This is a genomic window from Spirosoma sp. KUDC1026 (assembly GCF_013375035.1).
In the GTDB taxonomy this organism is placed as follows: Bacteria; Bacteroidota; Bacteroidia; order Cytophagales; family Spirosomataceae; genus Spirosoma.
In genome coordinates this window covers 1,452,997-1,472,542 of record NZ_CP056032.1, presented here as the reverse complement: position 1 = coordinate 1,472,542, position 19,546 = coordinate 1,452,997, and the positions used below count along the sequence as shown (strand labels likewise).

Genomic DNA, 19,546 nt, shown 5'->3' with positions numbered 1-19,546 from the left:
CATTCACTCATTCACTCATTCGCTCATTTTAGCTGATGGGTATAATCAAACGCCAGACGATTCAGAGTTCCATCTACTCCTACGTGGGAGTAGGCATTGGTTTTCTGACGCAGGGGATATTTTTTCCTTATATATTCGGTGTAGCAGAAATAGGCTTATTATCACTGCTAATTTCGCTGGCGCAGGTGCTGGCCCAGGCCTCCAATCTGGGTCTGAACGGCGCGGGAGGACGTTATTTCCCGTACTTCCGCAACGCTGAGCGACAGCATAATGGCTACCTGCTGATTGTCAGCTTATCAACGCTTATAGGTTTCTGCATTTGTGCCCTAGCGCTGTGGCTAGCGCGTCCTTGGGTAGTTTCATACTATCAAAAACAGTCGGCGCTGTTCGTGGATTACTATTTTCTCTTGATCCCGCTGACACTGTTTACCGTCTATTTTACCGTCTTCGACAACTACGCCCGACTGCTTTACGACCCCGTTACGGGGACGATGCTCCAGCAGTTTGTGCAACGACTCCTCGTTCTGGTGGCTGGCGTTTTGTATTGGTTAGGCTGGGTTACGTTTCCGCAGTTTCTGGGCGTCTGGATGCTGGCGTTCTTTCTGCCGCTGGTTTTCATGATTGGCAGCGTCATCCGCGACGAAGCCCTGTTCCTAAGTCGTCGCTACGTTTCTGTAACGCCCGAACTACGCCGAAACATGATGCGCTATGCGGGTCTAACGTTCACCTCCGCCCTATCGACGCAGATTATCTGGACAATCGATAAAGTGATGGTACACGATGCACAGGGGTTGGCCGCAACGGGTATTTACAGTACTGCCTCCTATTTTGCCGCCGTCATTGCCATCCCGGCGACGGCCCTGTACAAGGTTTCAGGAACACTGATTGCCGAATCCTGGAAAGTGAACGATACCCAAAATATTATGAATATTTACCGCAAGAGCTGTTTGAATCAGCTCATTGCGGGCTGCCTGGTTTTTATCGGCGTAGCGGCCAACCTACCCAACGTGTTTGGCTTACTCCCTGCTGGCCGTGGCTACGAAGCGGGCTACTACGTCATTTTGTGGCTCGGCCTGGGTAAACTGATCGATATGGCAACGGGCGTGAACGGTACAATCCTCTACACGTCCCGTTACTACATTTATGATACGTTCTTTTTCGTTGCCCTTACGTTTATTACCATTGCCGTCAATTACTACCTGCTTCCGCGGTTTGGTATTAACGGAGCCGCTATCGGTGCTGCGTTGGCTACGTTACTTTACAACCTGGCCCGGACGCTTTTCGTCGGATTTGCGTTCAAGATGCAGCCTTTTTCGTGGCGAAATGGTGCAGTAATCGTTGTGGCTTTATTAGTCTGGTGGGCATCGGTACAAATTCCGTATCCGGCGACTGGGGCGCCTATCTGGCAAAAAATACTGGATATTACCTGGCGTTCAGCACTGATAACAGGTTCCTTTGGGGGATTAATTCTGCTGTTCAACGTATCGCCGGACATCAATCAGACCGTAACCGGTATTATTAACCGTTTCCGCAGACCTTAACGCTTATTTACCCATGTGGTTCTTTAAATTCCTGTTCACCGAAGCCGCCCGGCTTCTACGCTCGGCCGAAGGGCGCCGGCTGCTGTGGCTGGCCATACAGTACGGTGGTAAGCCCCGCAATCAGCTCACCGACGTTACGTTCGGTCGGTTTCAGTTCCGGGTACCCGATGCGCTGTCGTTTATGTGGCAGTTTCGGGAAATTTTCGTGGATGAGTTCTACCGCTTCTATACAACGCAGCAACAGCCTGTCATTTTCGACTGTGGTACGAACGTAGGAACCAGCATCGCGTATTTTCATCAGCAGTACCCCAGGGCACGTATCGTCGCGTTCGAGGCCGACGAGCCAATCAGCCAGATCCTACAGGACAACCTGCGCCGAAACCAGATCACGGGCGTTGAGGTCGTGACCAAAGCCGTCTGGACGAACGAAAACGGTATCATGTTCGGCAGTGACCAGGCCGATTCGGCGTCGATTTACTCCCTGACCGATCAGAAACTGGTTCCCTCCGTCCGGTTGCGTGATTACCTCCTGCGCGAAACCCGGATTGACATGCTCAAGATGGATATTGAAGGGGCCGAAACGGCGGTGCTGACCGACTGCCGCGACGCGCTGGCACACGTGCAGAATATGTTCGTGGAATTTCACGCCTACCTTGATCATCCGCAAACGCTGGCCGAAGTGATTCAGGTACTGGAGACCAGCGGATTTCGGTATTACATCAATACCAGCCAATACCGACATGCGCCCCTCGTCAACCATCGCTATCGGGGTAATGACAGCATGGATTTACAATTGAATATCTTTGCGTATAGAAATTAGTCATCACTAGCCTGATGACGTCTGCTGCATGATCGATACGATTCTTTCCCGTCCTGAATTTCAGACTGAACCACCCGTGCTGGTGGATATTGGCGCGTCGGGACAATTACATACCCGCTGGAAAACGTTTGCTAAATACGCCATCTGCATTGCCTTCGATGCCGATGACCGCGATTTCGGTTACGTTGAAAGCGAATCCAGCCATTTCCGGAAGCTGTACACGTTCAACCATATCGTTACCGAAAGCAGCCCGACGGGTACCGAGGCCGACACGCGAAATTTCTACCTGACCGTTTCACCCCACTGCTCCAGCCTGCTCAAACCCCGGCCCGATCTGATTCAGGAGTATGCGTTTGCGCCCAAGTTTGAGCCCACAAAAGTGGTGCAGCTCAAGACACGAAGCCTGCGCTCGACGCTCGATAGTCTGAACATCAACCGGGTAGACTGGTTCAAAACCGATTCTCAGGGAACAGACTTACGGCTGTTCCGCGACCTCGGCCCCGAACGCTCCAGACGTGTCCTCACGGCTGAGTTTGAACCAGGTATTGCGTCGATTTACGACGGCGAGGACAAACTATTCCGGGTGCTGCAATACATGGATGAAACGGGTAGTCACTGGCTGGCCGAACTACTGCCAAAAGGTTCTCCCCGCATTACGCCCGCCCTGCTGGATAGTTTCAGCAGCCAGCCGCTGATTAAGAAATTCGTTCTCTTCTCGCTCAGGAACAGCGCCGTTTGGGGCGAAATGACGTACCTGAACCAGTTTGCGGATGATACGCTACTTACCCAGCGCGATCTGTTGCTGGGTTGGGTGTTTGCTACGACGCTGAAGCAGCACGGCTTTGCGCTCATCCTGACGCAGAAAGCCAAAGCTCGTTTTCAGGACCCGATCTTTTCGGAGATGGAAACGTACTCCCGCCGTCGCATCTGGGGACGCGTGTTTGGGCTTGGTTTCTGGCCCGAAGTTGTGAAGAAATTTGATCAACTTCTGGGCCGGTGAGAGTCACACACCTGAGCACCTATCACCTCTTCGGTGGCGCGGCCGTAGCCGCCAAACGGCTGCATCAGGCGTTGCTGAACGTTGGTGTCGATAGTACCATGCTCGTCGGGACGTCGAACCGGCAGGAGAAGCACCGCCCCGCCGAGGGTGTTAGCTATCTGGCCAACAACATCCTGGCCGAACAGACCGCCTTTGGCCGGTTTGTGGCAGAACGGCTTTATTTTCTGCCCTTCGAGCGGGACAGTTCGGTGCGGTTTCAATTTTCGCCCGCTGTGTTCGGCACAAATCTGACCTTTCACCCCGCTGTCCAGCAGGCCGACGTACTGCATCTGCACTGGATCAATTTTGGGTATCTGGCCATGCCCGATATTCAGGCGCTGGCGGATCTGGGAAAACCTATGGTCTGGACGCTGCACGATCAGTGGGCGTTTACGGGGGGCTGTCATTATTCACGTGGCTGCGATCATTTTCTGACGCATTGCCACAATTGTCCTTACCTGAAGAAGCCGGGGCCACATGACCTGTCGTACCGGGTTTTTGAGAAGAAAAAGACGCTTTTTCAAAACTCACGTATTCATTTTACGCCCCCCAGCCACTGGCTGGCGCAATCCGGTCAGAATAGTGCCTTGCTGAAAGATGCACCGTTTACGGTTATTCCTTACGCCATCGATCAGTCCATTTTCTGCCCCGTCGATCGAAAGCAGGCCACTACGTATCTGGAATTGGCGGATACGGGTAAGCTTCGGATTCTATTCGGCAGCGCGAACGTAACAGACCTTCGCAAAGGCTTTGCCTATTTCGCCGAAGCGCTCACGTTACTCCACCGGCAACACCCGGAACTAGCGCCCGAAATTCTCGTCTTCGGCAAAGGACGCTCGTACCTGTTCAATGAACTACCCTACCCCATACGGCACCTGGGAATTCTGACGAGCGCCGATGATATTGTGGCTGCCTATAATGCCGCCGACGTGATGGTTGTCCCGTCACTGGAGGATAATCTACCGAACACGGTTATTGAGTCACTGGCTTGTGGCACACCGGTCGTTGCTTTCCAGACGGGCGGTATTCCCGAAATGATCGACCACGAACAGAATGGTTATCTGGCAGCCGTCGGCTCCGCGCAGGAGCTGGCCGATGGCCTGGCTTTCGTGCTAACTCACGCCAACTCGACCGTCATCCGTCAGAACGCCCGTCAATCCGCGGAAGCCCGCTTTTCGGAAGCAGTCGTCGCGGGGAAGCATATCATGTTGTATCAGAAATTAATGAGCGAAAGAGTGAATGAGTGAAGCCATCCGGAAAACCGCTCTTTCACTCATTCATTCTTTCGCTCTTTGACCTTCATGCCCACCGTTTCTATCATCACCATCACCTACAACGCCGGGCGTTTTCTGGAGCGCACGGTTGAGAGCGTACTGCGGCAAACCGCTACGGATTACGAGTACATCATCATTGATGGTGGCTCAACGGATGGGACGCTGGATATTGTCCAGCGATATGAGAAACACATTTCGCGCTGGATCTCGGAGCCGGACAGCGGACTTTATGACGCCATGAACAAAGGGCTCCATCTGGCGACGGGTGATTACGTCTGGTTCATGAACGCCGGGGATGAACTATATGACGAAGAAACGTTACAAGGTTTACTGGAACGCATTCAGCAGACAGGAGCCGGTGTCTATTACAGCGATGCTCTATTCGTTCAGAACGACGGTTCGCCGGTTGGGTTACGCAGCGTGGTTACGCCCCATATGCTTCCCCACAGCCTCAAATGGACTGACATGGCGCTGGGCATGAAAGTCTGTCACCAGGCATTTGTGGCGAAACGCAGTATAGCACCGGACTATGATATTCACAACCTCAGCGCCGATCTAGACTGGGAAATCCGCTGCCTGAAAAAGGCTGGACTGGTCGAATTTTTGCCGTTTGTTCTTTGCAAATATTTGGTTGGCGGTTTGTCGGTTCAGCAGCACCGGCGGTCGCTGACCGACCGATTCAAGGTACTCGTTACGCATTTTGGCTGGCTCCCGACGGTGTTCAATCATGGTCGAATTAGCTGGCGTGCCTGGCGTTTCAAGCGGCAGCTCCCCGTACGTCAGCTACCGCACAAAGCTGATAGCCGATAGTACGAATGCCCGGCATATCTTGAGGCAAAAATCTTCTTCGGCAGCCTGTTTTCAACAATGCTGCTCAATTTTATCATGTCACTAGTTGCATATGAGTAAGTGATAGCTTTTTTTTATTTTCCACTTTTTCATTCAGCCCAATGACCTACCGTTTACTGCTACTTTTTCTTTGTCTCAATACGTTTTTTACGTACTGTTTTGGTCAGGCCTCCAGCCAGTTGGTCGCCTGTTATACATTTTCAGGCAACGCTCAAGACGGTTTTGGCCCCAACAGCGGCACCGTTGTTGGAGCAACGCTGACCAACGACCGATTCGGGAATCCAAACAGCGCGTATTTCTTCGATGGAAGTTCATTCATCGACTTACCCGCGGCACCATTCACCAATCCTACGTATACGCTATCAGCTTGGGTAAAACCAGCTTCGTTTCCTTCCGCCTGGGAGGCTTATACCATCTTTTCGTTTGGCGAACCCAATCAGTGTCTGACATTAGCCAACAATCCCGACTACGGTGGCCCCGTCTGGAATTTTTTTTTGTATAATACGCCCGGTTCCATTATTACAACCCAGTCCGTTGGTACGAACGTATGGATTCATTTAACGGCTATCCGAGCCGCGAACGAGTTCATTCTCTACCTGAACGGTGAGCGCGTCAAGACGCTCGCGGTTACCCCTCCCGGTCCGCTGACGTACTCCGGCGAATTACGTGCCTGCATCGGAGCACGTCCTAATCCCAGATCGCTCATTCAGTTCTTTTCCGGAGCCATTGATGATGTACGCGTGTACCGGGGCGTCCTGTCCGACGCAGAAGTCCGGGTGCTGTATCAGGCAACCACCTGCCAGACCGATTTTACGCTGTATCCTATTACTTCCCAGCCTTATGTTTCGCTTCGGAATGGCAGCTGGAACGATCCCACGGTATGGTCCTGCGGCTGTGTTCCAACGGCAACTGATGCCGTTCAGGTACGGCACGAGATTACTGTTCCAGCCGCTTTCCATGCAAACGCGTTGCGGGTGTATATCGATAAAGCAGCTCGGTTGACTTACGGTGCGGGCGGGCGGTTATTGTTAGCTCCGCGTTAGAATTTCCTGTTGATCCAAAGGAGGGAGAAGCCTGATTTAACCGTTTTTTGTGCGAGAATTAGGTTAAGGTTTTTATAATTTGAGCGTTAAAAGTCGACTTGCATCGACTGATACCGGGCAATCCTGATAAATTTGCACCGGCAAACTGGTCCTTTTCGGAAAAGTGCAGTATTGAAGCGTGATAATTGTCCGTGGAATGCCTTAAGATTCTGAAATGCGGATAAATTTGCGCGATTTATTCCGCAGCTCTGGACCTTTTTGACAAAATTTTGCTAAAAAATTGACTTAACCTATGAAACGAATAGCTGTTTTCACCTCGGGTGGCGATGCTCCAGGTATGAACGCTTGTATCCGAGCCGTTGTTCGGGGAGCGGTCTACCACGGTATCGAAGTATTTGGTATCCGCCGGGGGTACAGCGGGATGATAAACGGCGATATTTTTCAGATGTCTTCCCATTCCGTCAGTAATATTGTTCAGCGGGGAGGAACCATCCTGAAGTCGGCCCGTAGTAAAGAATTCATGACGCCGGAAGGCCGCGCCAAAGCCCACGAGCAACTGCAGCGTTTTGGTATCGAAGGACTTATTGCCATTGGTGGTAACGGTACGTTTACTGGCGCTACGCTTTTCTATGATGAATACGGTATTCCAACCGTAGGCGCACCGGGTACCATCGACAATGACCTTTACGGTACCGACCATACCATTGGTTTCGATACGGCCGTTAACACCGCTCTGGAAGCTATCGACAAAATCCGGGATACGGCTGATTCCCACGACCGGGTTTTCTTTATCGAAGTCATGGGCCGTGATTCAGGATACATTGCTATTCAGTCGGGCATTGCGGGCGGTGCCGAGCTGGTTATGGTACCAGAAGTGCTGACACCCCTGTCGGAGGTCGTCGAAACGCTGAAAGCAGGCTGGAGCCGTCAGAAATCATCGTCCATCATCGTCATCGCCGAAGGCGAAGAAGCCGGTAACGGTACGGTGATTGCCGAAAAAATCCGTGAAGAAGTGGGGAAGGGCGTCGACATGCGGGTCACTACCCTGGGGCACATCCAACGGGGTGGTATTCCAACCGCCTACGACCGGATTCTAGCCAGTCGCCTTGGCCTTGGCGCCCTGGAAGGTCTGATGGCCGGGGAAAAGAACGTAATGGCGGGGGTTGTTAACAATGAACTGGTTTACACACCCTTTAAAGATACGATTCGTCTGCCGAAGCCGATCAGCGAGGATCTGCTACGTATGGTGAAAATTCTGAGCGTGTAAAAAAGAGCGATTTTATACACAGGGTAGTCAGGTAGGGAGTAGCTAATCACAACTCCGTACCTGACTACCCTTTCCTTTTTTCACGCCTATAGACTAGGCAGGTCATGATCAGCGTTTTCTAACCGATGAAAATCCGTTGCGAATCGCGTAAATTTGTTACTAGTCAGCTGCGCGATTATTTACCTGCCTGTATGAAAACCTTCTTATTGTCTGCCTTTCTGGGCGTCCTTCTGCTAACGACTGCTCATGCCCAATCGGGTGGGGCAAAAATAAGTGGCCACATCACGGGGCTGAAAGATACCACCTGCGTACTGGCCCACTATTACGGCTCAACGCAGTACATTCCTAAAGATACGGCCCGGGTCGATGGAGCTGGTAACTTCGTTTTTGAAACGTCCGATAAGCTTCCCGAAGGTCTTTACATTGCCGTAGCACCGAAAAACCGATATATCGAACTCATTCTGGACAGTGATCAGGAATTTTCTTTCTCAACCGATACGGCCAACGTGATTCAACACATGAAGGTGACTGGTTCGAAAGAAAACGAACTCTTTTACGCATACCAGCAGCAACTTGGCAAGATGTACGAGGGTATTCAGGCCATGAACGCGCAGAAGGGTATTGACGCCACTGCCCGTGCCAAGCAGATGAGCGATCTGCAGCAACAGGCGCAGACGTACCGCACGCAGTTCCTAAAAGACAATACGGGTACATTTGCCGTCAAGCTGCTCAAAGCAACGGCTGAACCTGAAGTGCCCACTGCGCCCAAAGCCGCCAATGGCCGGCCTGACTCGGTCTGGGTGTTTAATTACTTTAAGAAACACTTCTGGGATGATTTTGACTTCTCCGACGAGCGCTTTATTCGGTCGCCAGTGTTGCAGCGCAAGCTCGAACGTTACGTGAAAGAATTGACCGTGCAGCAACCCGACTCACTCATCAAAGAAGCGGACTTTCTAGTCGGCCGGGCCAAGGCCGGTAAAAACAAGGAGATCAAATCGTATATCATCTGGTACCTTACCAGTCAGTACGAACGCCCAACGGTGATGGGAACAGATGGCCTGTACGTTCACATGTTCGAGAAGTACTACGCTACGGGAGAAATGGAAGTGGCCGATCCCTCGGTGCTGAAACAGATTGGTGAACGGGTGGCTACGCTCAAACCGACGCTGGTTGGCAAAACAATGGTGCCGCCAACTGTCAGTGATACGTTAGGACGGCCGGTCTCACTGGCCAATCTGAAAGCAGACTACACCGTCGTGTATTTCTTCGACCCCCACTGCGGTCACTGCCGCGAGAGTGCTCCTAAACTGAAAAAGTTTGTGGACGATTACAAAGGCAAAGGCGTAGAAGTTGTGGCTGTCGCGACTGCGCAGACGCCGGAAGAATGGAAAAAGTTTATCCGGGAGTTTAAGCTGGGAAAAGCCATCAACGGGTATGACTACACCGCCAAGACCAACTACCAGAAGCAGTACGACGTGTGGACGACCCCTACTGTGTACATCCTGGACAAGAACAAGAAAATTCTGGCGCGCAAGTTACCCGTTGAGCAGATTGAGGATTTCATCCTCTTCCAGAAACGCCAGCAGCAGGCATCTGCTACGGCCAAGGCAAGTGTAAAGAAATAAACGAGAGAAGGTCTTGGTTCATGAACCAAGACCTTCTTCGCATTGAAGCAGTACTGTTGTCTTTAAAGCAGCTTCTGGATATCTTTCTCGATTGCTTCGGGTTTGGTAATAGGCGCGTATCGCTTGTAAGGCTTCCCGCTTCGGTCGATCAGAAATTTGGTAAAATTCCATTTGATCGCATCATTCAGGAAACCGCCTAACTCGTTTTTCAGGTATTTAAAAACGGGTTGCGTGTTGGGGCCGTTCACGTCGCATTTCTGGGTTAGCGTGAACGTAACACCGTGGTTGATCTTACAGACCTGCTCCATCGTCTCGTTAGTTTCCGGCTCCTGATCCCGAAACTGATCGCAGGGGAAGCCAAGTACCACCAGCCCCCGGTCTTTATACTTCTGGTGTAGAGCCTCCAGTCCTTCAAACTGCGGGGCCAACCCGCATTTCGTAGCCGTGTTGACAATCAGCACCGCCTTTCCTTCGAAATCAGCCATGGGCAGTTCAGCTCCCTGGGGCGTCCGGGCTGACAATTGATAAAATTCGCTTTCCATTTTCTAGTGTTTCAGGCGCCGGGCTAAAGCCCTTTAATGTCTGCTATAGAACAAAGAGTTATGAAGCATTTGATACGTAGCAAAGTGCTCTGGTTTTACTTCCTTTCCTCCATCCTCCTCTCCTCCCTTTGCTCCTATTTCATCTTTGTTCGCTTAACCAGGTACGCCGTCAGTATCTGGTCGAAGCCCTGGGCGATGTCGGCCTCAATGAAATCGATCTTGTATTGACCGCAACGCATTTTCAGATCCTGGAAATAGGATTTTACAGCCTGCTGGTACGTCTCCCGGATTTGGTTCGGCTGGGCTTTCACAATTTCACCCGTTTCCAGGTCAACGAATTCATAGGGCCGCTCGTCGAACGCGAAGTCTTCTTCGGTTTTTTTATCCGTTACGTGGAAAATCAGAACTTCGTGCAGATTGTGCCGCAGGTGTTGCAGCGCCGAGAAAAGCGCGTCTGATTTCTCAACGTTCTCGAACATGTCACTGAAAATGACAACCAGCGAGCGCTTATTAATTTTCTCCGCCACCTGGTGAATGACTTCAGCCGCCGACGTTTTGCGCAGCGGTTTGGGCTGCTGCATCAACTGATCGAGTTGCGTGAAAAGCTTATGAACGTGAGACGGGGTCGACTTAATAGGCGTTTGTACCTCAATTGAATCGGCGAAGGTAGTCAGGCTCACGGCGTCTTTCTGCCGCTGCAGCATGTAAGCCAGACAGGCGGCCGCCATCACGCTGAACGTCATCTTACCGTAGCCAGTTTCCGGGTAATACATCGACGACGACGTATCGATCAGCAGGTGGCAGCGCAGGTTCGTTTCCTCCTCGTAGCGTTTAACAAACAGCTTTTCAGTCTTGCCATATACCTTCCAGTCGATGTAGCGCGTGGTTTCGCCCATGTTATACAGACGGTGTTCGGCAAACTCAACGGAGAACCCGTGGAACGGCGACTTATGCAGCCCCGTAATGAATCCTTCGACCATCTGACGGGCTAAGAATTCGACATTCCCGAACGAACGTACCTGACTTAGATTTAAGGGCTCTTTCATTCTTTAAATGTTGTCAAAGTTTTGCCCTTTGTCAACCGTATTGCAAAAAAGAACCGCTCAATACATCCGGAGAATTGCGTAACGCCGGAACGTATTGAGCGGTTTTGCCGCGATGCTGCTGGTATTCGTTAGAGTACAGGCTGTAGCATAGGCTGATAATCGACAGGTGCATCGAATGTATTGGCAATGGGGGCCAGAGCAACGGCATTCCCTTTTCCAACAACCCGGAGCGACACATTAGCGACTCCCGATGAGATCATCCCCAGGGCGCGGGCGGCCGCGTGGGTCAGATCGATAACGCGGCCTTTGGCGAAAGGACCACGGTCATTGATTCGTACAATTACCGAACGCTGATTGTCGAGGTTTGTAACTTCGACCAAGGTGTTCTTCGGAAATGAACGGTGGGCTCCGGCCAGTGTTTCGGCGTCGACACGCTCACCGTATGCGGTCTTGCGACCATTGAATTTTTTGGAGTAAAAAGACGCTTTGCCTTTCTGTATGAGGCTCGGGAGAGCCTCCACCGACTTCATGCCGTTAAAAAACAGCATAAGGGATACGATTAAACTCATACAGCTTTTGGTTACGTTAGAGGAACAAAAAACAAGTGAGCAATAGACTGTTAGCACACTTGCAATCCCAAAAAAATGCAATTCCTATAAACAAAGATAAATTGGATAGCCCTAATAACCAAGCATTTATCGAAAAAAGTGTAGAATGGTCTCCACAGCTTTGTGGATTTATGCCATCATTTTTGTTCAAAAAAGAGTTCAATCTTTCTTTTTAATCTTATACGATTGCCCGTATTTTAGCGTTTGCGAATGCACTAAACTTCACCCATTGTGGACGAAAAAGATCAGGCAAAAATCTTCTCAAAACGAGTTCGGGCAGGCAAACGGACTTACTTCTTCGATGTCAAGTCTACACGGGCTAATGATTATTACCTGACCATTACCGAAAGTCGGCGACATCCTCAGGGCGAGGGGTTTGTATACGAAAAACACAAAATGTTTCTCTACAAGGAGGATTTTGGCAAGTTCATCGCGGCTCTGCAGGAAACGGTCGACCATGTCAAGCAGGAACTCATGCCGCATGTCGATTTCTCCCAGTTCGATCAACGCGAGCGCGATGAGCTCGATGACTTCGCCAGCGAATTGAAATGGGAGTAAGTTGTTCCTTCTTTTTCTCTACACAACGCGTTAGTTAATTTACTAAACGGACCCGCTTTCCATTCAGCCCTCGGCTCTTGCCGAAGGCTTTTTTTGCGGTCCGCCCTCGGGGGTGTATTTTTGCATAGATCAATGAGCGAATTGTGAATGAGTGAATGAGTGAATACCAACAAACGTCTATTCACTCATTCACTTATTCACTCATTTATAATTAACTATGGGTTTACAATGTGGAATTGTGGGTTTACCGAACGTGGGCAAATCGACACTGTTTAATGCTATATCGAGCGGAAAAGCCGAAGCGGCTAACTACCCGTTCTGTACGATAGAACCAAACGTGGGGGTCGTAACCGTTCCCGACGAACGACTTGATGCGCTGGAAGGCCTAGTAAAGCCGCAGCGCGTGGTGCCAACCATCATCGAGTTCGTTGACATCGCCGGACTCGTGAAAGGCGCGAGTCAGGGGGCTGGGCTAGGCAACAAATTCCTGGCCAACATCCGCGAAGTTGACGCAATCGTGCACGTGATCCGGTGCTTTGAGGATGACAATATCGTTCACGTCGAAGGGAAGGTCAATCCTATTGCCGATAAGGAGATCATCGACGCGGAGCTTCAGCTGAAAGATCTGGAATCTGTCGATAAGAAGATTCAGCGCATTGACAAAGCGGCTCGCGTGGGCGACGCAAAAGCAAAAGCCGAGCTGGAAATTCTGAAGCGGTATAAAACAACGCTGGAGTCGGGGAAGAGCGCCCGTACGGTGCAGGCATCACCCGAAGAGCAGGAAGCTGCCATTGGTGATATTGCGCTGCTGACGGTGAAGCCGGTGATTTACGTCGCCAACGTTGATGAAGGATCACTGCCAAACGGCAATGCGTATTCTGACGCTCTGCGCGAGGCTCTCAAAGACGAGGGTGCGGAGGTTATCATCATCAGCGCAGGCATCGAATCGCAGATCGCTGAAATGGAAGATCCCGACGAACGGGAGATGTTTCTGGGCGAGTACAGCCTGACCGAGTCGGGTCTGAGCAAGCTGATCAAAGCGTCGTACAAACTGTTGGGTCTGATTACGTACTTCACGGCGGGCGTCAAGGAAGTTCGGGCGTGGACCATTCACCGGGGCTGGAAAGCACCCCAGGCCGCGGGCGTTATTCACTCCGACTTTGAGCGGAAGTTTATCCGGGCGCAGGTGATGAAGCTTGCCGACTTCGAGCAGTTCAAAACTGAAGCCGGTGTCCGGGAAGCCGGTAAACTCTCCGTTGAAGGCAAAGAATACGTCGTGCAGGACGGCGACATCATGGAGTTCCTGCACAGCGCCTAGTTGAACTAGACGTAAGAGAAAAGACGTAAGAGAAAAGAGATTCCAAAGTGGAGCGTCTTTTGTCTTACGTCTTTTCTCTTTAATCTCTTTGGTATTTTCTTTTTCTTCCCATATTAATCTCTCCCCACTACTTTCGCTTGTTCACCCCTATTCGTTGATAGGCGATGAGCTGATCGGCGCGGCCGGCGGGAGGGCGGTTATAGATCAGAATCTCGTAATCGTTCTCAGTGGCCGAAAAATCGCCTTCGATGTAGCCTTCATCCGTTTTGGCAGGATTACCACTCGTCTGCGATACGTAGTCGTAATTGTACACCCCTTGCTTGAGCAGAATCGCGGCCCGGTAAGCGCCCACGTTGGAATCAAATGTCATCCGGTTGCGGTCGTCCAGCCGCCAGAGGTTAAACGCGCCATTCACAAATACGTCAGCACCAGTCAGGTTGGGAATACGCAACGTAAATATGGTTTCGATATAATCGCCGTTGATATCGCCATCGCCCGTTTCGCGCTGGTCGATTACGAACTGTCCGTTAAAATCGTCACTCTGGATGTAAGCCCCCCGGCTGCGGGGCAGATCGGCCTGAACGTATGCTACGTTCCGGTCGGCCAGCCGGTCGACGCGATCAATGTAGTTGCCGCGGGATAATACCGTCCGGGTATCGAAAAAGCGAAACTCATTGCCGCCTGGCATCAGATTACTCAGGTCGACCAGCCGGTATTCAAGCACCTGATCGAACACCTGCACATTCGTTGGGCGCAGGCCCGTAATCGTCCGGTCGTCGCGGTAGTTCTGCCGGATCACTACCTTAAAATCATCCTGGGGCGACACAACCTGATACCCCCGGTAATTGATCAGCAGGTCAATCTGCTGATGCGTGTACTGCCGGGCAGGATCGGTAGCAAACCGCACCCCCGCATTAACATTTACCAGGTTCTGGTACGTCATAAACCGGCGCGTAAACAGAATATTGTCGCGATTCCGCTCGTCGTACACGACCAGGACGTAATTCCCCGGCAGTTTTACTCGGGGCACCGTGAACCGGTAGTGGTAGTACGGAATCTTAGTGTTGATCGACACCGAATAGTCCGTGATGGGGTTGTCGTTATATTCATACGTAAACTCAATGTCGTTCAGGACCGAACGCTGCCAGTTGGCGTTGCAGTGCACCAGTTTGGCCCGGAATGACCGGTAGTTCGCCGTCAGATCGTCGAATTCGAGTTGCAGCGGTACGCCCTCATCCAGGGAAATTACCGGCGGGTTCAACGTCAGCGCCGGATCATTGGTGTTGGCGCTCACCACCGGAAAAAGCAGTACGGTCTGGATGTTCGGATCAAGAATCTGATCGATCGTTTGCACCTGCTGCGCGTCGGCAGTCAGTGCAGATGTCCATAAAAACAACAGGAAAAGTAATCGCGGGAAAACAGTCATTTAGTAGACTCAGTTACAAGAGGGACATTGAATAAACGACAGAAAACCGTTCTGGTTGTTGGAGAGCCGTAACTTTGTCCTGTTCGTTTATGGCTGCAACAACATATTGTGGCTATGTACTCTAACCTGTTCTATGGTCGATTATAACCCAAAAGATTGGTTTCGGTTCATTACTACCTACAACCGGGCCGACACCCTGCGCCAGTTGTCATTAGCCCTGCTTGCGATTGGCTTCTATTCGTTCCTGATTGCCTTTCTGATTATTCATGTCTTCAAACTGGACGATACGTCCCCGCTCCGGCACATTACGGTAATGCACACGCTGCTGGGTTTCGTCATTTCGATGTTGCTGGTGTTCCGGACCAACTCGGCCTACGATCGCTGGTGGGAGGGGCGTCGGTTGTGGGGCTCACTGGTAAATAACAGCCGGAATATGGCGCTGAAGATTAATCAACTACTCGATGACGATCAGGCAGAGCACCGGCAGTTTTTTCAGACCATGATTCCCAATTTTGCCTTTGCGCTGAAAAATCACCTGCGCGAACGACCGAATCCAGCCGAATTTGCGGACAGCAGTACGTTTCATTTTACCGATCTGCACGCTGCCGACCACGTACCAAACCAGATCGCTTCGGCCATTTTTGGGCGGGTAGCGACCTTACAGCGACAAGGCATTCTACTGCCCGAGCACATGCTGGTGCTCAACCCGGAACTCCTTTCCCTGATGGACATCTGCGGGGCCTGCGAACGGATCAAGAACACCCCTATTCCTTTTTCGTACAGCACGTTCATCAAGAAGTTTGTGTTCACGTTCTGCGTCACCCTGCCCTTCGGCTACGCTTTCACGTTGGACTATCTGGTTGTCCCCCTGGTGATGTTTGTTTTCTACGTCCTGGCCAGTCTGGAGACCATCGCCGAAGAAATTGAGAACCCATTTGGCGATGACGCCAACGATTTGCCGCTGGAAACCATCTGCACAACCATCAAAAAGACCGTTGTGCAGGCGTTCGACCAGAAATACGGCTTCGGAAGCGTAGCACGCTAACTGGCCTAAAAACGGAACAGCCGGGGCATCTACCCCGGCTGTTTTGTATAACCTATTGATGTATCGCTACACCAGCTTCTTTTCCCATTTTTCGGCTTCCAGCATGGCCGACTCCCATTCGGACTGGAGCTGATCAAGCTGTTTCGCTATTTTCTTGTACTCGTCGTTCTTGGCCTGCATTTTCTTGCTGTCGTTGTACGTCGTAGGATCCGCCAGTTCGACCTCGATTTTCTTCTTGCGCGCTTCCAGCTGCTCAATCTGCGTTTCGGCTTCTTCGGCTTGCCGGGTCAGATTCTTGAGCGTTTTCTGCCATTCACGCCGTTCGTCGTCCGATGCCTTCGCTGCTGGTTTTTCTTCTTTCACAGGAGCCGGAGCAGGTTGCACTTTTGAAGCGGGGGAAACGTAGCCCTGTTCGCGTCGGTCTTCCTGCCATTGTTCGTACTCATCGTACGTACCCGGATATTGCTTCACCTGTTCTTCTTCGATATACCAGATCTTGTTCGCGATCTGCGATACGAAGTAACGATCGTGGGAGACAACAATGTATGTGCCTTCATACTGTTGCAGCGCCTGAATCAGGATATTCACCGACTGCATGTCCAGGTGGTTGGTCGGCTCATCGAGCAGCAGGAAGTTGGCCTGTGAGAGCAGTACCTTTGCCAGTGCCACTCGCGATTTTTCGCCCCCCGATAATACCCGGATCTTCTTGAACACGTCGTCACCCGTAAACAGGAAACAGCCCAGTACGGTCCGCAATTCGGCTTCTGTTTTAGTTGGATTAGCCGCTTTCAGTTCCTCAACCAGGTTATCCTCCAGACTCAAGGATTCGAGTTGGTGCTGGGCGTAGAAGCTGAACGACACATTGTGTCCCAGCCGGCGTTCGCCGTCGACGGGTTCGGTACCGGCAATAATCCGCAGCAGCGTCGATTTACCTTTCCCGTTGGCACCAATCAGGGCCACATGGTCACCGCGCTCCAGCATGCCGGTGGTATGCGTCAGAATACGTTTCGGGCCGTACGCTTTGGATACGTTTTCAAGCTGTAGTACGTGCCGACCGGGCTGCGTCGAGAAATTAAACCGGAAATTCACCCGGGCATTCTCGTCGATGACATCGTCAATCCGATCCAGCCGGGCCAGTTGTTTTACCCGGCTCTGTGCTTGCTTTGCTTTGGTGGCCTGCGCTTTAAAACGTTCGATAAACCGCTCCGTCTGCCGGATTTTAGCCTGCTGGTTTTCGTAAGCTCCTTTCTGAATCTCGTTCCGCAGCGCTTTCTCTTCCAGATAGAATGAGTAATTACCAGAGTACGGATTCAGTTTCTGGTTGGCCACTTCAACCGTTACGTCGATAACGTTATCCAGGAAGTCACGGTCGTGGGAAACCACAATAACGGCTCCCTCATACGACTGAATATATTTTTCTACCCACTGAATGGACGGCAAGTCCAAGTGGTTGGTTGGCTCATCAAGCATGAGCAATGATGGTTTCTGCAGCAGCAGTTTGGCCAGCATCACCCGCATCCGCCAGCCCCCTGAGAAGTTTTTCAGGGGTTTGTGCAAATCATCCGTCGGGAAGCCTAACCCTTCGAGAATCTCTTCAGCCTTCGACTGCACCGTATAGCCGTCGAGCGCATCGAATTCCTCCTGCACCTTGCCGAGTTTATCGACCAGTTCATCGCGGTAGTTGGTTTCCATCTCATGCAGCAGCTCGTCGATCTGTTTTTGCAGTTCGTTCTGCCGCGCGAATGCCTGCATCGCCACCGACAGAATGGAATCTTCGGTCTGGTACGATAGCAAATCCTGGTTCAGAAAGCCGATCGTTACGTCGCCCGCTTTGGAGATCGTACCGCCGTCGGGCTGATACTCCCCGTTGATGATTCGAAGCAGCGTTGATTTACCAGTTCCGTTCAGACCGATCAGGCCGATTTTCTGGTTAGGCTTGATATGCAGCGACGCATTTTCGTAGAGCGCCCGGCTACCGAGATAGTACGAGAGGTTCGTGATGGAAATCATGGAGGCAAATTTACCAAAAATAGAACGGATACTTGCATTGTTAAATTCCGGACTCGTATATTTGCACCCGCAAAACAGGCAAAAAGCCTCCTTAGCTCAGCTGGTAGAGCGACGCATTCGTAATGCGTAGGTCGCAGGTTCGAATCCCGTAGGAGGCTCAAAAAATCAACTCCCCACTGCCCATTGCATCCTGAAGCTCGCTAACCGGCGGGCTTCAGGCATTTCTGCCCCCTACGCCCCCGTTGTAACCGGGTACATTTTTGTACAGCAAGGGTTTGCTGTACCTATATTATTCATGAAATATACTGAGCGGTAGGCCCTAGTTTGCATGGTTGTAATTAGAAGTTGACAGTTGTCTTCCCAAAGCAAACAGCGCTCGACCATGTATAATAGTCGAGCGCTGTTTGCTTTTATATGGTAGGTTTAATCGGACATGAGGGCAACCTCGATCATCAAAATGACCTGCCTCAGCGATTAAGAGCAACCTGCCGGCTTGGCTTGATGGGCTTAGCGGTGTTGATGGTGACCTGGTGGGTGGTGAGATGCTGGCCACTACTTAGCTCCAATGTATAAAGCCCGTCGGGCAACTCGTTCACGTCAAATACGTAGGTCGACTTACTCTGTTTTTTGGGCATGTATTGGGTAGCCACGATTTCGTTTTCACCTGAGCGCCGAAGGACGACGCTAACAATCTGGGGGGCGTTCTTGTCAATGGCCAGCTTGATTTGATTGGATTTGTTGACGTAGCAGCTCGAACGAAAGGGCGGTACTTGGTCAAGCTCGGGAGAGTCGGCTAGCAGCTCGGTTGAGGTAAGCGTGAAGAAAGCAAGTAGGGTTGGCAGAGCGATCAGATTGAGTTTCATGGCGACGTGTTATGGTTAATTGTCTACCATGCTGAATGCCAAGAAGTGTACCACACTAACATATTCGCTGTAAATCAATCTATTATGAAATATCATCCTCTGTCAAGATGTACGCTAATGGACATAGATAGCTCGAAAGCGGACAACGCCCCCAACTAGTCTAGTTGATCTTTGCGCCGAAACGCTTGACAGGAAATGCCGTTATTGAAAAAATAGAGAATCTAGACGCTCAAGGCATGCAACGAACCGACGAAAGAACGCATCCTTTGGTCGAACAATCATTTCCTCACAAGTGGTTGATCTAATTCCTACACCTAATACCCTAATGAATGGAGTCATTTGGAGCTAGATTAAAGAAAAAGCGAGTAAACAAAGGACTGACGCAAGATGAACTAGCCGAGTTAATGCAGAAGAGCGGTAAAGCGGTTATCTCGGCCTGGGAGAAAAACAGGACAGCGCCCTGCCTTTTGGATATACGGAAGTTAGCTAAGTTATTAGATACGACAGCCGCTTGGCTGGTCGATGGTGCGGGTGATGATACAACTCGAATTCCAATAGGTTTCACCCTAATACGCACGAAAGAACTCATCGAGTTACAAAGGCAGTTGATAAAAAAACAAGGTCAAGAGTTGCGGAAAGAAAAGTAGTCCTGCCACATGCCACCCGATTGGA

At 51.1% G+C, this 19,546-nt stretch carries 18 protein-coding genes and 1 tRNA gene; 13 read left to right on the top strand and 6 right to left on the bottom strand.

The window, feature by feature from the left end:
- Nucleotides 1-35 precede the first annotated feature (35 nt).
- The 8 genes from HU175_RS06240 (at nt 36) to HU175_RS06205 (ending at nt 9,458) form a co-directional block, all read left to right on the top strand.
- Nucleotides 36-1,541, top strand: a complete 1,506-nt coding sequence (locus HU175_RS06240) for a lipopolysaccharide biosynthesis protein (RefSeq protein ID WP_176565766.1) — start codon at nt 36-38, stop codon at nt 1,539-1,541.
- Nucleotides 1,542-1,554: 13 nt separating this feature from the next.
- Nucleotides 1,555-2,361 (top strand): FkbM family methyltransferase, encoded by an 807-nt coding sequence (locus HU175_RS06235; protein ID WP_176565765.1) that lies wholly within the window; start codon nt 1,555-1,557, stop codon nt 2,359-2,361.
- A gap of 28 nt (nt 2,362-2,389) precedes the next feature.
- Nucleotides 2,390-3,361 (top strand): hypothetical protein, encoded by a 972-nt coding sequence (locus HU175_RS06230; protein ID WP_176565764.1) that lies wholly within the window; start codon nt 2,390-2,392, stop codon nt 3,359-3,361.
- Nucleotides 3,358-4,647: a glycosyltransferase family 4 protein gene (locus HU175_RS06225; RefSeq protein ID WP_176565763.1), complete on the top strand. Its 1,290-nt coding sequence runs from the start codon at nt 3,358-3,360 to the stop codon at nt 4,645-4,647. Before HU175_RS06230 ends, HU175_RS06225 begins: the two co-directional genes overlap by 4 nt.
- A 54-nt stretch (nt 4,648-4,701) precedes the next feature.
- Nucleotides 4,702-5,484, top strand: coding sequence for a glycosyltransferase family 2 protein (locus HU175_RS06220; protein WP_176565762.1), 783 nt, complete (start codon nt 4,702-4,704; stop codon nt 5,482-5,484).
- Between the two features lie 140 nt (nt 5,485-5,624).
- Nucleotides 5,625-6,566 carry a LamG domain-containing protein gene (locus HU175_RS06215; RefSeq protein ID WP_176565761.1) on the top strand — a complete coding sequence of 314 codons (942 nt, stop codon included), beginning with the start codon at nt 5,625-5,627 and terminating at the stop codon, nt 6,564-6,566.
- 292 nt (nt 6,567-6,858) lie between these two features.
- Entirely contained in the window at nt 6,859-7,833 is a 975-nt protein-coding gene (gene pfkA / locus HU175_RS06210; protein WP_176565760.1) for a 6-phosphofructokinase, read from the top strand.
- 191 nt (nt 7,834-8,024) lie between these two features.
- Nucleotides 8,025-9,458 (top strand): TlpA family protein disulfide reductase, encoded by a 1,434-nt coding sequence (locus HU175_RS06205; RefSeq protein WP_176565759.1) that lies wholly within the window; start codon nt 8,025-8,027, stop codon nt 9,456-9,458.
- Between the two features lie 62 nt (nt 9,459-9,520).
- Here the strand turns inward: HU175_RS06205 and HU175_RS06200 are convergent, their stop codons facing one another.
- The 3 genes from HU175_RS06200 to HU175_RS06190 all read right to left on the bottom strand — a co-directional run bounded on the left by HU175_RS06200 (nt 9,521) and on the right by HU175_RS06190 (nt 11,615).
- Nucleotides 9,521-10,000 carry a glutathione peroxidase gene (locus HU175_RS06200; RefSeq protein ID WP_176565758.1) on the bottom strand — a complete coding sequence of 160 codons (480 nt, stop codon included), beginning with the start codon at nt 9,998-10,000 and terminating at the stop codon, nt 9,521-9,523.
- Nucleotides 10,001-10,134: 134 nt separating this feature from the next.
- On the bottom strand, nt 10,135-11,046 hold the full coding sequence (locus HU175_RS06195; protein ID WP_176565757.1) for a DUF58 domain-containing protein: 912 nt from the start codon (nt 11,044-11,046) through the stop codon (nt 10,135-10,137).
- A gap of 128 nt (nt 11,047-11,174) precedes the next feature.
- Nucleotides 11,175-11,615, bottom strand: a complete 441-nt coding sequence (locus HU175_RS06190) for a septal ring lytic transglycosylase RlpA family protein (RefSeq protein ID WP_176565756.1) — start codon at nt 11,613-11,615, stop codon at nt 11,175-11,177.
- A gap of 270 nt (nt 11,616-11,885) precedes the next feature.
- Here HU175_RS06190 and HU175_RS06185 point away from each other — a divergent pair, with 270 nt between their 5' ends.
- A complete protein-coding gene (locus HU175_RS06185) occupies nt 11,886-12,212 on the top strand; it encodes a DUF3276 family protein (protein WP_176565755.1) in 327 nt (108 codons plus the stop codon).
- Between the two features lie 217 nt (nt 12,213-12,429).
- Complete coding sequence (gene ychF / locus HU175_RS06180) at nt 12,430-13,530, top strand: redox-regulated ATPase YchF (protein WP_176565754.1); 1,101 nt, start codon at nt 12,430-12,432, stop codon at nt 13,528-13,530.
- A gap of 127 nt (nt 13,531-13,657) precedes the next feature.
- Here the strand turns inward: ychF and HU175_RS06175 are convergent, their stop codons facing one another.
- Complete coding sequence (locus HU175_RS06175; protein ID WP_176565753.1) at nt 13,658-14,956, bottom strand: DUF5103 domain-containing protein; 1,299 nt, start codon at nt 14,954-14,956, stop codon at nt 13,658-13,660.
- Between the two features lie 133 nt (nt 14,957-15,089).
- Between HU175_RS06175 and HU175_RS06170 the strand changes: the two genes are divergently transcribed.
- Entirely contained in the window at nt 15,090-16,001 is a 912-nt protein-coding gene (locus HU175_RS06170; RefSeq protein WP_176565752.1) for a bestrophin family protein, read from the top strand.
- A gap of 66 nt (nt 16,002-16,067) precedes the next feature.
- Here the strand turns inward: HU175_RS06170 and HU175_RS06165 are convergent, their stop codons facing one another.
- Nucleotides 16,068-18,011, bottom strand: coding sequence for an ABC-F family ATP-binding cassette domain-containing protein (locus HU175_RS06165; RefSeq protein ID WP_176565751.1), 1,944 nt, complete (start codon nt 18,009-18,011; stop codon nt 16,068-16,070).
- An 85-nt stretch (nt 18,012-18,096) separates the two neighbouring features.
- On the opposite strand from HU175_RS06165, the gene HU175_RS06160 reads away from it, so the two are divergent.
- Nucleotides 18,097-18,169, top strand: a tRNA-Thr gene (locus tag HU175_RS06160).
- Nucleotides 18,170-18,478: 309 nt separating this feature from the next.
- Here the strand turns inward: HU175_RS06160 and HU175_RS06155 are convergent.
- Nucleotides 18,479-18,874: a hypothetical protein gene (locus HU175_RS06155; RefSeq protein WP_176565750.1), complete on the bottom strand. Its 396-nt coding sequence runs from the start codon at nt 18,872-18,874 to the stop codon at nt 18,479-18,481.
- 329 nt (nt 18,875-19,203) lie between these two features.
- Between HU175_RS06155 and HU175_RS06150 the strand changes: the two genes are divergently transcribed.
- Nucleotides 19,204-19,521 (top strand): helix-turn-helix domain-containing protein, encoded by a 318-nt coding sequence (locus tag HU175_RS06150; protein ID WP_176565749.1) that lies wholly within the window; start codon nt 19,204-19,206, stop codon nt 19,519-19,521.
- Nucleotides 19,522-19,546: the final 25 nt, after the last annotated feature.

Bases quoted from the DNA above. Each gene is read 5' to 3' on its own strand.
- HU175_RS06230 (WP_176565764.1), top strand. From the start codon at position 2,390: ATGATCGATACGATTCTTTCCCGTCCTGAATTTCAGACTGAACCACCC.
- HU175_RS06200 (WP_176565758.1), bottom strand. From the start codon at position 10,000: ATGGAAAGCGAATTTTATCAATTGTCAGCCCGGACGCCCCAGGGAGCT.
- HU175_RS06190 (WP_176565756.1), bottom strand. From the start codon at position 11,615: ATGAGTTTAATCGTATCCCTTATGCTGTTTTTTAACGGCATGAAGTCG.
- HU175_RS06175 (WP_176565753.1), bottom strand. From the start codon at position 14,956: ATGACTGTTTTCCCGCGATTACTTTTCCTGTTGTTTTTATGGACATCT.
- HU175_RS06155 (WP_176565750.1), bottom strand. From the start codon at position 18,874: ATGAAACTCAATCTGATCGCTCTGCCAACCCTACTTGCTTTCTTCACG.
- HU175_RS06205 (WP_176565759.1), top strand. From the start codon at position 8,025: ATGAAAACCTTCTTATTGTCTGCCTTTCTGGGCGTCCTTCTGCTAACG.
- ychF (WP_176565754.1), top strand. From the start codon at position 12,430: ATGGGTTTACAATGTGGAATTGTGGGTTTACCGAACGTGGGCAAATCG.
- pfkA (WP_176565760.1), top strand. From the start codon at position 6,859: ATGAAACGAATAGCTGTTTTCACCTCGGGTGGCGATGCTCCAGGTATG.
- HU175_RS06240 (WP_176565766.1), top strand. From the start codon at position 36: ATGGGTATAATCAAACGCCAGACGATTCAGAGTTCCATCTACTCCTAC.
- HU175_RS06220 (WP_176565762.1), top strand. From the start codon at position 4,702: ATGCCCACCGTTTCTATCATCACCATCACCTACAACGCCGGGCGTTTT.
- HU175_RS06170 (WP_176565752.1), top strand. From the start codon at position 15,090: ATGGTCGATTATAACCCAAAAGATTGGTTTCGGTTCATTACTACCTAC.
- HU175_RS06165 (WP_176565751.1), bottom strand. From the start codon at position 18,011: ATGATTTCCATCACGAACCTCTCGTACTATCTCGGTAGCCGGGCGCTC.
- HU175_RS06195 (WP_176565757.1), bottom strand. From the start codon at position 11,046: ATGAAAGAGCCCTTAAATCTAAGTCAGGTACGTTCGTTCGGGAATGTC.
- HU175_RS06235 (WP_176565765.1), top strand. From the start codon at position 1,555: ATGTGGTTCTTTAAATTCCTGTTCACCGAAGCCGCCCGGCTTCTACGC.
- HU175_RS06150 (WP_176565749.1), top strand. From the start codon at position 19,204: ATGGAGTCATTTGGAGCTAGATTAAAGAAAAAGCGAGTAAACAAAGGA.
- HU175_RS06215 (WP_176565761.1), top strand. From the start codon at position 5,625: ATGACCTACCGTTTACTGCTACTTTTTCTTTGTCTCAATACGTTTTTT.